Below are 12,547 nucleotides of genomic sequence, written 5' to 3'. Positions count from 1 at the left end.
GAAAGCGGTGGGTCAGTCACAGAAAGGTTGACTGAAATACCGCATTCGCGGGCAAGCCCGCTCCCACATTTTGACTTTTATCAGGCCTCGGGAACGCCTTTTTCCCAGGCGGACCAGTTCTTCAGAATCGCTTGAACCAACGGATTACCGGTGCGATACAGGTTCTCCAGCGCCGGCACAAACCCGCCTTGGTCGGCGTATTTCAGCAAGTTGTCCACTTCGCTGTAGCCAGGGTACGGCCGGTCGAAGTCCGAGCCGGCACGCACCACGGCCAGGCGCTGGATATCCACCAGGCCTTCGCGGCTGGCGCGCAGCAGGGCTTCGTAGGTGGAGTTGTCTTCCTGCTGGGTGGTGCAGTACTCGCCTTTGTTGTCGGTGAGTAACTTGGTCCAGACTTCGGCGCGCTCGCTCAGGCGCGTGCCGGAGAACCAGGTGTTGCCCGCCAGGGTGTCGCAGCGGGTGACTTGCGGTGGCTGGTTGGCCGGGGCGGCCGGGTAGTGTTTGCGCCAGGCGCTGGATTCCTTGCTCTCGCTCAGTTCAACCTTGTGCGACAGGGCAAACGCCTTGGCTTGCAGCTTGGGGTTGAGCTCAAACACTTCGGTCTTGTAGTCCAACGGCGGTTTTTCGTTGGGGCCTTTGGTATTGATGCCGATGTAACCGGTCGGCCAATCTTTAGGCGCATCACGCGAATCGATTTCCCACTGGGTGCCGAATTCCACCAAGTAATGCGCCCAGGCGGCGGTGCCGATGGTGCCGTGTTTTGGGCTGATGCCAGCGATCCCGGCGATCAAAAAGTAGCTCTGGCGCAAATCAAACTTGGGCGACAACGCCAAGGCGAGGGTCGAGGCGGCGGCGTTGGTCTGGCCCATGCCGGTGACCAGCAGGCACACGTCCTGGGTGTTGCAGCGGATCACTGGGTATTCGGCGGAGAGGCCCGGCACGCGCACCTCCTGCTTGAGTTCCAGGCGATCGATCCAGGTTTGCGCCTCGGGGGCGAACATGGTGATCAGCATCACTTTGGGCTTGATCGGCGCGGTGTCCGCCAATACCACGTGGGGCAACAGAGCCACGCCGACAGCCAGCGAGAGACGAGTAAACACGTTCATCTAATACTCCTTGATCAGAATTGGTAGCCGACACCGGCGTAGTAGCCCCAGCCATCGGAGCGAGCGCGGAAGTTGCCTTCGCCGAAATTCAGCTCGCTGCCATCTTCCCAGTTGCCGCCGTTATGAAAGTAACGGCCGACCAGGGAGAAGCGCAGGTGAGTGAACGAGTACAGCAGCACGTTGGTGGCCACCACGGAATTAGCGGTGCGCGCCGGGTTGTCCTTGTGCAGGTCCGAGCCGAAATCGTAGTTGGTGAAGCCGATGTAGGTCAGCGAAGCACCGTTGTCGAACTTGCCGATGGGCACGATGTACTTCATTTGTGCGCGGTAGCCGTCCCACTGGTATTCATTGCTCGCGCCATAGTTTTCCCACTGGTAGCGCCCATAGAAGTTGGCCGACAGGTTGACCCGCGAGTGGGTGTCGATGTCGGTACCCAAGCCGCTGTACAGGGTGTTGGCGCGGTTCGATTTGTTGCTGCCGTGGTCGTAGATCCAGTCAAACGCCACATACCATTCCTTGAACGGGCCGATAGCCAGGCTGCGACCGGCCAGGTAATCGATGGAGATACGCGGCTCGTGCTCCATGAATACCGGCGAGCCATGGTCCCATGCGCCCTTGTCATTACTGTTACCGATGCCGAGAATCTTCGGCACGTCGATATAGCCGTACAGCTCGAACGGGCCTTTACGGCCGAAGTACTCGTATTCCAGGTACACGTCATCTTGCGGTTTGGGGCCGAAGCTGATGTCTTTACTGCCGATCAGCGTCAGGTCCTGGTTGAACCAGTCCGACATATACACGCCTTTTTTCGTCGGGCTGGCTTCGGGAGCCAGGGTTTCGCCCTGTGCTGAGTCATCGGCGGGTTTCTCCTGCGCCAAAATGGGTGCGCTGAGTACTCCCGTAACGGCTGCCAGTAGCAAGGAAACACCAAAGAAAGCAGGATGCCTTGAGGTGAGGTGCATGGAAAATCCCTATTCGTACGCGGTTTGACCCGATTTCTCGGGCAACAGTGAACTTGCCTACCAAGTTCGTCCCGCAAACGTTTGCACAGGCTGTACCAACTTTTCTCAATGGCTTGAATGACATGGAAAAAGGCGTAATTAGTCGACCTTTTGATCAAAAATGATTGGGTGTCATTTTTGTAGGCAAAACCGAGGAGTCACAAGAATGTTCGAACGCTACCTGCAATCCTGGAACCTGACCGTTGATGGCGATCCTGTGGTGACGCCCGGCAGCCACCTGTTGCCCGTGCGTTGGCAAGGCCGGCCGGCAATGTTGAAAATGGCGCACACCGCTGAAGAGCAACTCGGTGGCCGGCTGATGAGCTGGTGGGCGGGCGAGGGTGCCGCGCAGGTGTATGCCCATGACGACACGGTGTTGCTGATGGAGCGGGCCATCGGCCCAGGCTCCCTGATGCGCATGGCCCTCAATGGGCAGGATGATCAAGCCAGCCAGATCGCCTGCGCCACGGTTGCCCGGTTGCATGCGTCACGCCCATCGCCGCCGCCAGGGTTAGTGCCCCTGCAAACCCGGTTCCAGTCCTTGTGGACGGCCGCTGATGACAACGGCGGCGTGTTGCGCGACTGCGCAGCGATGGCCCGTGCACTGTTGGCGGCGCCACAGGATGTCGTGGTGCTGCACGGTGATATCCATCACGACAATATTCTCGACTTCGGTGCTCGCGGCTGGCTGGCGATTGATCCAAAGCGCGTCATCGGCGAGCGCGGTTACGACTATGCCAACCTGATCTGCAACCCGGATTTGCCGACCTGCCACGACCCGCTGCGTTTCACCCGGCAGGTCGAGGTGATTGCCCAGGCTGCCAACCTCGCGCGCCCGCGCCTGCTGCAATGGGTGTTGGCCCATGCAGGTCTGTCCGCAGCGTGGTTCCTTGAAGATGGAGAGCGCCAGCGCGCAGCCATTGGCTTTGAAGTCGCCCGCCTGGCGCAACGCGCGTTGGCTCAATGGCCGACGGTGTAGGGCGATGGCTGCTCAGCGATGCGATTAAACAAATGCATCGCCGTTTCGCGCCGATACTCGCTCGGCGTCTGGTTCATCTCGATGCGAAAATGCCGGTTGAAGTTGGACAGGTTGGCGTAGCCCACTTCAAAGCAGATATCTGCCACCGACATGTCGCTTTGCAGCAACAACCGGCAGGCACGTTGCACGCGGAACTTGCGCATCAGGTCGATAAACCCGTGGCCGGTGTTGCGCTTGAAGAAGCGCGAGAAGCCCGGCTCGCTCATCTCCAGCTGTTGCGCGATGACCGACAGGCGTAAGTCGCCGGTCAGCTCGCGCATCAAGTAATCGAAGGCTTTGTTGATGCGCTCGGCGCTGCGCGCGTCCAGTGTCGGAGCGTAGCAAGGGCTGGCCAGCGCTTGCACGTGCGGTGCGGGGGCGTTTTTCAGCATGTCGAGCAGCTGCAGGAACAGGATCAGCCGTTGCAGGCCGTGGGCCTTGCCGATGCCCTCCATCAAGCGCGCGGCCTGCACGGCGGTGTCGCCGCGAAATTGAAGGCCGCGACGGGCGTGTTCGAACAGCGGCTGCAAGTCGCCGAGTTCCGGCAGGGTTTTGCGCAGGGCGAGGAGGGCGGCGCCGTCGAATTGCAGGACTACGTCGCGCCCGGTCAGGTATTCGCCGGGGGCCAGGTCGCCGATCCAGTCGTGGGGCAGGTCCGGACCGATCAGCGCGACATGCCCGGCGCTGAACGCGCCGATGTAGTCACCCGCCACCAGCTTGCCGCTGCCTTGGCGGATCAGGTGGATTTCGAACTCGGGGTGGTGGTTCCAGCGCGCCAGGTCGTACGGGTAGTCATGTTCGAACCAGCGGAAACAGTGATCCGGCTCGGGCAGGATGACTTCGAGTTCGGCAGGGCGGTGTTCGAACAGTTTGGCGCGGCTGATGGGCATGGTGATGCCTCTTCTATTTGTGGAATCTGCTCAAAATACGCGGGTTGGTCACCGGTGCGCTACTCCTGGTTTCGCCCGGCACTGGTACTTTTTTGATCCGCCGTCCTCGGTTAAAAAAGTATCAGCCGTGCATTCGCCATGCGTTTGTGAGGGCTTGGCCAAGCTGCTGTAATCGGCGCTCAACAACAAAAACAACAGGTGGAAACCGCCATGTTCAAGCTCCCACACGCAGTGTTCTTGCTGTCTGGTCTGGCCGTGGCCATGCCCAGCTACGCCGCCGACACCGTGACCATCGCCACGGTCAACAACAGCGACATGATCCGCATGCAGCGCCTGTCCAAAGTATTCGAGCAGCAGCACCCGGACATCAAGCTCAACTGGGTGGTGCTCGAAGAAAACGTGCTGCGCCAGCGCCTCACCACCGACATCGCCACCCAGGGCGGGCAGTTCGATGTGCTGACCATCGGCACCTACGAAACCCCCTTGTGGGGCGCCAAGCACTGGTTGGAGCCGCTGACGCAACTGCCGGCCGACTACGACGCCGACGATATCTTCCCGTCGGTGCGCCAGGGCCTGTCGGTCAACGATACCCTCTATGCCTTGCCGTTCTACGGCGAAAGCACGGTCACCTACTACCGCACCGACTTGTTCAAACAAGCAGGGCTGAGCATGCCTGCGCACCCGACCTGGACCCAGCTCGGCGAATTCGCCGCCAAGCTCACCGCAAAGGACAAAGGCCAATACGGCATGTGCCTGCGCGGCAAGGCCGGCTGGGGCGAGAACATCGCCTTGTTGAGCACCATGGCCAACGCCTTCGGCGCGCGCTGGTTCGACGAACAGTGGAAGCCTGAATTGACCAGCCCCGAGTGGACGGCGGCGGCCAACTATTACGTCAATACCCTGAAAAACTACGGCCCACCGGGCGTTTCCAGTAATGGTTTCAACGAGACCCTGGCGCTGTTCAACAGTGGCAAATGCGCGATCTGGGTGGACGCCAGCGTCGCCGGCTCCTTCACCACCGACAAGAGCCAAAGCAAAGTCGCCGACGACGTAGGCTTTGCCGCCGCCCCGACCGAAGTCACCGACAAAGGCTCTTCGTGGCTCTACGCCTGGTCCCTGGCGATTCCCGCCACCTCCAAGCACAAAGACGCCGCCAAGGCGTTCATCGCCTGGGCGACCTCCAAGGACTACATCCAATTGGTCGCCGATAAAGAAGGCATCACCAACGTACCGCCAGGCACCCGCCAGTCCACCTACAACGAGGCTTACTTGAAAGCCGCGCCGTTTGCCCAGGTGACGCTGGAGATGATGAAGCACGCCGACCCTGCGCACCCGTCGGCCAAGCCGGTGCCGTACGTCGGCATCCAGTACGTGACCATCCCGGAATTTCAGGCTATCGGCACCTCCGTCGGCAAGCTGTTTTCGGCGGCGCTCACCGGTGGCATGACGGTGGATCAGGCGTTGCTCCAAGCGCAGTCCACCACCGAACGCGAGATGAAACGCGCCGGCTACCCGAAATAATTTCTACAGGACACCACCATGAAACAACTCGAAGGTAAGAGCGCGCTGATCACCGGATCGGCGCGCGGCATCGGCCGCGCCTTTGCCCAGGCCTACATCGCTGAAGGCGCAACCGTTGCCATCGCCGATATCAACTTGCAACGCGCCCAGGCCACGGCGGCTGAGCTGGGCCCACAGGCTTATGCGGTAGCAATGGACGTCACTGACCAAGCCTCGATCGACGCCGCGATTGCCGCCGTGGTAGCCCATGCCGGCAAGCTCGATATCTTGATCAACAACGCCGCACTGTTCGACCTGGCGCCCATCGTCGACATCACCCGCGACAGCTTTGACCGGCTGTTCTCGATCAACGTCGCCGGCACGCTGTTTACCCTGCAGGCTGCCGCCCGGCAGATGATCAGCCAGGGCCACGGCGGTAAGATCATCAACATGGCCAGCCAGGCCGGGCGGCGGGGTGAGCCGTTGGTGGCGATCTATTGCGCGACCAAGGCGGCGGTGATCAGCCTCACGCAATCGGCGGGGTTGAACCTGATCAAGCAGGGCATCAACGTCAATGCCATCGCCCCCGGCGTGGTGGACGGTGAGCACTGGGATGGTGTGGACGCGCTGTTTGCCAAGCATGAGGGGTTGCCGCCGGGGGAGAAGAAGAAGCGGGTTGGGGCTGAGGTGCCGTTTGGGCGCATGGGCACAGCGGAGGATTTGACTGGGATGGCTATCTTTCTTGCGTCGAAAGACGCCGACTACGTGGTTGCCCAGACCTACAATGTTGATGGCGGCAACTGGATGAACTAGAGCCTAGCCTCCATTAAGAATGTGGGCGCTGGCTTGCCTGCGATAGCCATGGGTATCTGCGCAACTTTTTGTGTTGCGTTAAGTTTTTGAGGGGGGTTTTAGGTAGGTATGAGTACATATCCGTTGCTGCGGTAACGGCGGCTATTGGTTCCGCCCTTACGCTTATTCAGCAGCAGTTTCAATTCCCCCGAGGCGCGGCAGTAGAACAACACGCACAGGTCGACGGTATGGAGGTAGGCGCTAAGTGGCATGTGGAATCCTTCTGAACAGCGGTGGGGCACAGTCTAACGGATCGAACAGATATGTCATGTACCTGCTCCAGGATAGATAACCAAATGTTTCTTGCAATGAAAGTACATGACGTGTACTTTTGTTTCCAGGCCACCGGAGAACCACCATGACCCTCTCGAAAACTGCCATCGCTTCATTCGACGTCGACGCCCAGAAGAGCTTCACGCCACTGTGCCCCAACGAATTGCCGGTGGCGGGCGGTGACCAGATCGGTGCCGAACTCAACTACATGGCCAGCTTGTCCGGCCGGCGTGTCGGCAGCAAAGACGCGCACACCCCACATGCACCGTGGGTGGTCACGCAGCACAGCGAGATGCTGCAACCCACCGGCCTTGCCCACGCCGATGTCACGTGGGTCAGCCACTGTGTGCCGGGCACTGAGGGTTTTACCCTGCTGGACGAACTGCCGACCCCGTATGACTACGACTACTTCATCTGGAAAGGCGTCGAACCCGACCTGCACCCATACGGCGCCTGCTACCACGACCTGCACGACAAGTTGTCCACGGGCGTCATCGAGTACCTGAACGCTCAAGGCGTGCGTCGCGTGATCGTCGGTGGCCTGGCTCTGGATTACTGCGTCAAGACCACCGCCCTGCAACTGCTCAAGGCCGGCCTGGAAGTGGTGCTGCACCTGCCGGCCTGCCGAAGTATCAGCGAGGAGGGCGGCGTACAGGCGGTGAATGAGTTGCTCAAGGCCGGTGCCTGCATCAGCAGCACCCGCGAAGAACTGGCCGCGATGGCCACGCGTTAAGGAGAAACACCATGGAAAGTGCCTACGACTACGAATCCCCGGTGATCCAGGGCTTGCTCGACACCGACTACTACACCTTCACCATGATGCAGGCGGTGCTGCACCAGCACCCGAATGTCGACGTGGAGTACAACTTCATCGTCCGCTCCAAGGAAAAGCTCGGCCACTTGATCCCGCAGCTGCGCGACGAGCCAGGAGCTTGATTTCGCGCGCACACAGCGGGCATTCACCGTCAAAGTACAGCGTCAGCGGCCAATTCATTTTATTGTACATCGACCATGACCTTGTATAAGTTTTACACAAGATATGCCGAAATAAACAGACTGACAATGGGCACTGTTCTTTCACCGCGCTTCGGACGGTAATCCCAGTTTTGTGAAGGGATCGGCGGTGCCTTCGATATCAAGGTTCGTGGCGGCAAGCTGTGCGAAGGTGTTTACGTTCAGGGAGTGACCAGAGCCGGATTACCCAAAAAGCCTATCGCGACTTCACGCTCTGCGGGGTGTACCCCGCGTGTGCGCCGGTCAATGTGCCCGTGCAGAAGGCGGGCAAATAGCGAAGCGTTGCGAGTCTTCCCAGCGGTGGAAGGCTCGGTCTTTTAGGTCCAACTACCGCTCAATCGAGCGACTCCAGCGCGCATTCCACTCCGGCCGCGCCTGGTTGACCTGATCCCAATCAATCGAAATCGCCGTCTGCAAGTAACCTTGCATCGCCTCCACCCGCGCGCGGGTTTTGTCGGTGGTGGGCGTGGTCGGGTTCGACGGGATCTGGTCGCCTTCTTCCAGCGCCGGCGCCTGGGCTTGCGCGGTCAGCAAAAACGCTGCGAGCTTTTGCGCCAGTTCCGGCTGGTCATTACGCGCAATCACACACTCAGCCACGTTGAGCACCACTGCGCCTTCCTTGGGTTGCGCATATTCCATCGGGATACCGAGCAGTTTTTGCGTGGTGACCTGGGTCGGGGTGAGAGGGAAGATTGCGGCTTCGTCGGTTTGCACCATTTCGGAGATCTTCGCCGAGCTGGCGATGTATTCCAGTACGTTGGGGCCGATGGTTTTTGGCCAGGCCTTGAAGCCCGGCTCCACGTCTGTTTCAGAGCCGCCCTGGATTCGGTTGAACATCAAAAAGCCGTGCAGGCCAAAGGTGGAGGAGGCCAGGGATTGGAACACCACCTTGTCTTTGAATCGGGGATCGGCCAGGTCCATCCACGAGGTAGGCGCGGCCCAGCCTTTTTCCTTGAACATCTTGGCGTTGTAACCCAGGCCGGTGACGCCCAGGGTCACGGCCACGGCTTCATCCTTGATCTTCGCCTTGGCCGGGATCTGCTCCAGGGGCGCGCTGGGCGCGAGTTTGTCGCACAGGCCCATGGAGATGGCGCGGTACATGATGCCGTCGTCCAGAAACATCACGTGCATCTGTGGGTTGTCTTTGTTGGCCTGGACCTTGGCGAGGATGTCCGACGAGGTGCCGGGCACGATTACCACCTTGACGTTATTGGCCTTTTCGAACGCGGGCAGCACCTTGTCGGCGTACACCCGCTCCATGGTGCCGCCGTTCATGCCCAGGTACAGCGTCGGCGCGGCATGGGCGGTGGTCGCGAGCAACGCGAGGGTCAAGCAGGACAACGCGATACGTGTGTGCATGGGGTTTTTCCTCTCAGGCTTGGAAACGACGGATGGAAAACGCTTCGATGGGGTGGCGGCTGGCCCCGCTGCAGACGATCTCTGCCAGGGCTTCACCGACCGCGGGGCCGAGCTGGAACCCGGCACCGGCAAAGCCGAAACCGTGGAGCAGGCCAGGTTGGGTGCTGCTGGGGCCGATCACCGGTTCATGATCGGGCAGGTAACCTTCGGTGCCGCTCCAGGTGCGAATGGCCTGGGCACCTTTGAGAAACGGGTACAACTCGCTGGCGTTGCGCAGAATCTCCAGCACCGCCGCGTGCCCTGGACGCGCTGTCAGCGGGCCAAGGGCAAAGCCACGGCCGCCGCCCAGGATGCAATTGCCACGGGCGACTTGGCGCGCATAAATCCCGCCGCCTTCAACGCCCGTGCTGACGTTCATCACCACCGGCAGCGGCTCGGTCACCAGCATCGCCGGGTGCGCGGCAGTCATCGGCACGGGTTCGCCAAACTGTGCGGCGACGGTGCCGGCCCAGGCCCCGGCGCAGTTGAGCAGCCACGGTGCGTACAGGTGCAGGCCGTTGGCGCAGTGCACGTGGAATTGGCGGCTGTCATGCTCGATGCGAATCACGTCGGCCTGCTCGTAGACCGAGGCGCCGAGTCGCCGCGCTGCACGGGCGAAGGCGGGCGAGACCAGGCGTGGGTTGGCGTGGCCGTCTTCGGGGCACAGCGAAGCGCCGACCGCGATATCGCCCACCCAAGGGAACCGTGCACGTAATTGGGCGTAGCCCAACAGTTGCAAACCCAGGCCAAAGCCACGGGTTTGCTCGGCATAGGCTTGCAACGCGGCAAAATCCGCATGACTGCGCGCCAGCTTCAAATGCCCGGAGCGCACGTACTCACCGTCGATGCCGATCAACCCCGGCAAGTCGGCCCACAGCTGATGAGCGCGCTGCGACAATGGCAACTGATGCAACGGCCGCCCCTGACGGCGCACGCCACCGTAGTTGACGCCACTGGAATGCGAGCCACAAAAGTCCCGCTCCACCAAGGCCACGCGCAGGCCTTTCTGCGCCAGCATCAAGGCTGCCGAAGCGCCGACGATGCCGCCGCCCAGTACGATCACGTCGATCATGGCTGCACCTCTACACCAAACGGCAGCGGCTTGATCGGTGCCTGGCCACGCAGGCGGCCGACGTGTTCAATCCCGCGCCCACTGCGTTCGGCCACGATTTCCGCTGCCGCCAGCCCGCACATACGGCCCTGGCAGCGGCCCATGCCGACCCGGCAATGGGCTTTGACCCGATTGATCTCCCAGTGACCTTCATCCACCACCGCGCGCACCTCGCCGACGCTGACTTCTTCGCAGCGGCACAGCATCAGCTCATCCGGCGCCTGCGCGGCCCACTGTTCAGGAAAAGGGAAGGCGGTTTCCAGGCCATGGCGAAAGCGCTGGATGCCTGCCAGTTTTTGCTCCAGCACCGCCGCGCGGCGCTGGTCGATAGCAATGCCGCAATCCTCCAGCACCGCCAGCGCCGCGCGCTCACCGGCGATCTGCGCTGCATCCGCGCCCATGATCCCGGCACCGTCGCCGGCTAAGTAAACGCCATTGACGCTGCTGCGTCCGGCGCTGTCGCGCTCCGGCAACCAGGCGCGGTTCAAGCTGTTCCAGGCAAATTCACAGCCAAGCAAATCCGCCAGTTGCGTTTCGCTGCGCAAGGCATGGGCGAAGGCCACGGCATCGCAGTGCACTGTGTGCTCGCCCCAACGAATGCCCTTGACCCGTTGCTCGCCGTCGATCTGTGTCAGCGTTGCGCCCTGATGCACGGGAACCCCGTGGGCCGTCAGCCAGGCGCGGTAATACACACCTTTGGCCAAGGTCGCAGGTTGCCCCAGCAATGCAGGCAAGGCGCGGCATTGGGCGCTGAACGGGGCGCTGTCGAGTACCGCGACCACCTCGGCTCCAGCCTTGGCGTATTGGTAAGCCACCAGATACAGCAACGGTCCGCTGCCGCAAAACGCCACGCGCTCACCGATGGCGCAGCCCTGATACTTCAAGGCGATTTGCGCCGCGCCCAGGCTGTAGACACCCGGCAAGGTCCAGCCCGGCACCGGCAGGATGCGGTCGGTGGCGCCGGTGGCGCCGATGATCTGCGCGTACTCGAGGCTCTCGGCGCGGCCGTTGTTCAACATGTCCAGGCGACCGTCCTCGGCGTTCCACACCAGGGTTTCGGGCCGGTAGTCGATCAAAGGCGCGAGCGCATCCATTGTGCGGTGCACGGCCTCGGCCTTGCTGGCTTCAAAGCCATACAGTTGTTTGGCCGAGCGCTGGAAGTTGGCCGGTTGGCGCCGGTAAATCTGCCCGCCGCCACGCAAGCTTTCATCCACCAGGCACGGCTTGATGCCATGGTCGAGCAGGGTGCGCGCCGCGCTGATTCCCGCCGGGCCTGCGCCCACGATCACGATTGGCTTCATGCTTGGCGCCCCGGGTCACGGCTGATTGCCTGGCCTTCTTCTAATAGCGTCGAGCAGGCCCGCACGCGGCGCCCATCTTCAAGCCGTACCCAGCAGTCCTGGCAAGCGCCCATCAGGCAGAAACCGGCGCGGCGTTCGGCGCTGAAATCGCTGCCGCGCAGGTGCTCGGCGCAGGTCAGTACGGCGGTCAGCACGGTGTCGCCGAGCAAGCCGGTGGCCGGTTGGCCGTCGAGGGTGAAGGCCAGGGCAGGGCGCTGGGTTTCGGCCAGTCGTTTGAACAACGCCATCAATGTTTCCCCACCAGTACGCGGTCCAGGCCGTAGACCCGGTCGAGCAGAATCATGGTGGCTGCGGTCAGCGCAATCACCAGCGCCGACACCGCCGCCATCATCGGGTCGATGGACTCGGTGGCGTACACGTACATACGCACCGGCAGGGTTTGCGTGGCCGGCGAGCTGACGAAGATCGACAGGGTCACTTCATCGAAACTGTTGATGAACGCCAGCAACCAGCCGCCAGCCACACCGGGCAAAATCATCGGCAAGGTGATCTGGCGAAACAGCGTAAAGCGGCTGGCACCCAGCGACTCCGCCGCTTGTTCGGCACTGCGGTCAATGCCAATCGCCGCCGCTAATACGAGGCGCAGCACGTACGGGGTGATGATCACCACGTGGGCGAGCATCAGCCAGATAAAGCTGCCATTCACGCCCATCAGCGCAAACAAACGCAGCATCGCCACACCCAGCACCAGGTGCGGGATGATGATCGGCGACAGGAACAACGCACTGAAAAAGTTGCGCCCGGGGAATTGATACCGGCTGATCGCCAGGGCCGCCGGCACTGCGATCAGTGTCGCCAACGTGGCGGCGGTAAACGCCAGGATCAGGCTGTTATAGAACGCCTGGATAAAGTCGGCACGCTCGAATACTGCACGAAACCAGCGCAGGGAGAAGCCCGAGGTGGGCAGGCTCAAGGTGTTTTCCGGGGTGAAGGCCACCAGGCACACCACCACCAGCGGCGCCATCATGAACAGCACCACCAAACCATGAAAGCCGAGGGCCAAAGGACCGTTTCTGGACATGC

General features: G+C 61.6%; 12 protein-coding genes and 3 pseudogenes. 5 read left to right on the top strand and 10 right to left on the bottom strand.

The genetic code is table 11. The annotated features are described in order from the left end of the window. Positions 1-80: 80 nt before the first annotated feature. A complete protein-coding gene (locus GJU48_RS13540; protein ID WP_094953782.1) occupies positions 81-1,106 on the bottom strand; it encodes a purine-nucleoside phosphorylase in 1,026 nt (341 codons plus the stop codon). A 14-nt stretch (positions 1,107-1,120) separates the two neighbouring features. After that, the gene (locus GJU48_RS13535) at positions 1,121-2,068 is read right to left on the bottom strand and encodes a nucleoside-specific channel-forming protein Tsx (RefSeq protein ID WP_094953781.1); all 948 of its coding nucleotides are present in this window, start codon (positions 2,066-2,068) and stop codon (positions 1,121-1,123) included. Positions 2,069-2,273: 205 nt separating this feature from the next. Between GJU48_RS13535 and GJU48_RS13530 the strand changes: the two genes are divergently transcribed. Next, positions 2,274-3,086 carry an aminoglycoside phosphotransferase family protein gene (locus GJU48_RS13530; protein ID WP_094953780.1) on the top strand — a complete coding sequence of 271 codons (813 nt, stop codon included), beginning with the start codon at positions 2,274-2,276 and terminating at the stop codon, positions 3,084-3,086. Here GJU48_RS13530 and GJU48_RS13525 read toward each other — a convergent pair. After that, on the bottom strand, positions 3,068-4,015 hold the full coding sequence (locus tag GJU48_RS13525; RefSeq protein ID WP_094953779.1) for an AraC family transcriptional regulator: 948 nt from the start codon (positions 4,013-4,015) through the stop codon (positions 3,068-3,070). The genes GJU48_RS13530 and GJU48_RS13525 overlap by 19 nt on opposite strands. A gap of 261 nt (positions 4,016-4,276) precedes the next feature. Here GJU48_RS13525 and GJU48_RS13520 point away from each other — a divergent pair, with 261 nt between their 5' ends. Next, positions 4,277-5,536 (top strand): ABC transporter substrate-binding protein, encoded by a 1,260-nt coding sequence (locus GJU48_RS13520; RefSeq protein WP_371917720.1) that lies wholly within the window; start codon positions 4,277-4,279, stop codon positions 5,534-5,536. Between the two features lie 18 nt (positions 5,537-5,554). Then, the gene (locus tag GJU48_RS13515; RefSeq protein WP_094953777.1) at positions 5,555-6,328 is read left to right on the top strand and encodes an L-iditol 2-dehydrogenase; all 774 of its coding nucleotides are present in this window, start codon (positions 5,555-5,557) and stop codon (positions 6,326-6,328) included. A gap of 158 nt (positions 6,329-6,486) precedes the next feature. Here the strand turns inward: GJU48_RS13515 and GJU48_RS25275 are convergent. Continuing rightward, positions 6,487-6,579: pseudogene (locus GJU48_RS25275) on the bottom strand (NUDIX hydrolase); the annotation flags it as partial. 146 nt (positions 6,580-6,725) lie between these two features. Here GJU48_RS25275 and GJU48_RS13505 point away from each other — a divergent pair. After that, complete coding sequence (locus GJU48_RS13505) at positions 6,726-7,373, top strand: nicotinamidase (protein ID WP_094952042.1); 648 nt, start codon at positions 6,726-6,728, stop codon at positions 7,371-7,373. Between the two features lie 11 nt (positions 7,374-7,384). Then, positions 7,385-7,564, top strand: a pseudogene (locus GJU48_RS13500) (nicotinate phosphoribosyltransferase); the annotation flags it as partial. Here the strand turns inward: GJU48_RS13500 and GJU48_RS25270 are convergent. From GJU48_RS25270 to GJU48_RS13475, 6 genes and pseudogenes are all read right to left on the bottom strand, one after another. Further along, a pseudogene (locus GJU48_RS25270) lies at positions 7,551-7,676 on the bottom strand (DUF393 domain-containing protein); the annotation flags it as partial. The pseudogenes GJU48_RS13500 and GJU48_RS25270 overlap by 14 nt on opposite strands. Before the next feature lie 305 nt (positions 7,677-7,981). Continuing rightward, positions 7,982-9,013 (bottom strand): ABC transporter substrate-binding protein, encoded by a 1,032-nt coding sequence (locus GJU48_RS13495; RefSeq protein ID WP_094952036.1) that lies wholly within the window; start codon positions 9,011-9,013, stop codon positions 7,982-7,984. 13 nt (positions 9,014-9,026) lie between these two features. Next, on the bottom strand, positions 9,027-10,124 hold the full coding sequence (locus GJU48_RS13490) for an NAD(P)/FAD-dependent oxidoreductase (protein ID WP_094952035.1): 1,098 nt from the start codon (positions 10,122-10,124) through the stop codon (positions 9,027-9,029). Further along, positions 10,121-11,464 (bottom strand): FAD/NAD(P)-dependent oxidoreductase, encoded by a 1,344-nt coding sequence (locus GJU48_RS13485; RefSeq protein ID WP_094952034.1) that lies wholly within the window; start codon positions 11,462-11,464, stop codon positions 10,121-10,123. The genes GJU48_RS13490 and GJU48_RS13485 overlap by 4 nt, the downstream gene beginning before the upstream one ends. Then, entirely contained in the window at positions 11,461-11,751 is a 291-nt protein-coding gene (locus GJU48_RS13480) for a (2Fe-2S)-binding protein (RefSeq protein ID WP_094952033.1), read from the bottom strand. Before GJU48_RS13480 ends, GJU48_RS13485 begins: the two co-directional genes overlap by 4 nt. Continuing rightward, on the bottom strand, positions 11,751-12,545 hold the full coding sequence (locus GJU48_RS13475) for an ABC transporter permease (protein WP_094952032.1): 795 nt from the start codon (positions 12,543-12,545) through the stop codon (positions 11,751-11,753). The genes GJU48_RS13480 and GJU48_RS13475 overlap by 1 nt, the downstream gene beginning before the upstream one ends. Positions 12,546-12,547 lie beyond the last annotated feature (2 nt).

Origin of the sequence: Pseudomonas sp. IB20, assembly GCF_009707325.1 — a bacterium.
In the GTDB taxonomy this organism is placed as follows: domain Bacteria; phylum Pseudomonadota; class Gammaproteobacteria; order Pseudomonadales; family Pseudomonadaceae; genus Aquipseudomonas.
This window is presented reverse-complemented; position numbering and strand designations above follow the sequence as displayed.

Bases quoted from the DNA above. Each gene is read 5' to 3' on its own strand.
- GJU48_RS13540 (WP_094953782.1), bottom strand. From the start codon at position 1,106: ATGAACGTGTTTACTCGTCTCTCGCTGGCTGTCGGCGTGGCTCTGTTG.
- GJU48_RS13535 (WP_094953781.1), bottom strand. From the start codon at position 2,068: ATGCACCTCACCTCAAGGCATCCTGCTTTCTTTGGTGTTTCCTTGCTA.
- GJU48_RS13530 (WP_094953780.1), top strand. From the start codon at position 2,274: ATGTTCGAACGCTACCTGCAATCCTGGAACCTGACCGTTGATGGCGAT.
- GJU48_RS13525 (WP_094953779.1), bottom strand. From the start codon at position 4,015: ATGCCCATCAGCCGCGCCAAACTGTTCGAACACCGCCCTGCCGAACTC.
- GJU48_RS13520 (WP_371917720.1), top strand. From the start codon at position 4,277: ATGCCCAGCTACGCCGCCGACACCGTGACCATCGCCACGGTCAACAAC.
- GJU48_RS13515 (WP_094953777.1), top strand. From the start codon at position 5,555: ATGAAACAACTCGAAGGTAAGAGCGCGCTGATCACCGGATCGGCGCGC.
- GJU48_RS13505 (WP_094952042.1), top strand. From the start codon at position 6,726: ATGACCCTCTCGAAAACTGCCATCGCTTCATTCGACGTCGACGCCCAG.
- GJU48_RS13495 (WP_094952036.1), bottom strand. From the start codon at position 9,013: ATGCACACACGTATCGCGTTGTCCTGCTTGACCCTCGCGTTGCTCGCG.
- GJU48_RS13490 (WP_094952035.1), bottom strand. From the start codon at position 10,124: ATGATCGACGTGATCGTACTGGGCGGCGGCATCGTCGGCGCTTCGGCA.
- GJU48_RS13485 (WP_094952034.1), bottom strand. From the start codon at position 11,464: ATGAAGCCAATCGTGATCGTGGGCGCAGGCCCGGCGGGAATCAGCGCG.
- GJU48_RS13480 (WP_094952033.1), bottom strand. From the start codon at position 11,751: ATGGCGTTGTTCAAACGACTGGCCGAAACCCAGCGCCCTGCCCTGGCC.
- GJU48_RS13475 (WP_094952032.1), bottom strand. From the start codon at position 12,545: ATGTCCAGAAACGGTCCTTTGGCCCTCGGCTTTCATGGTTTGGTGGTG.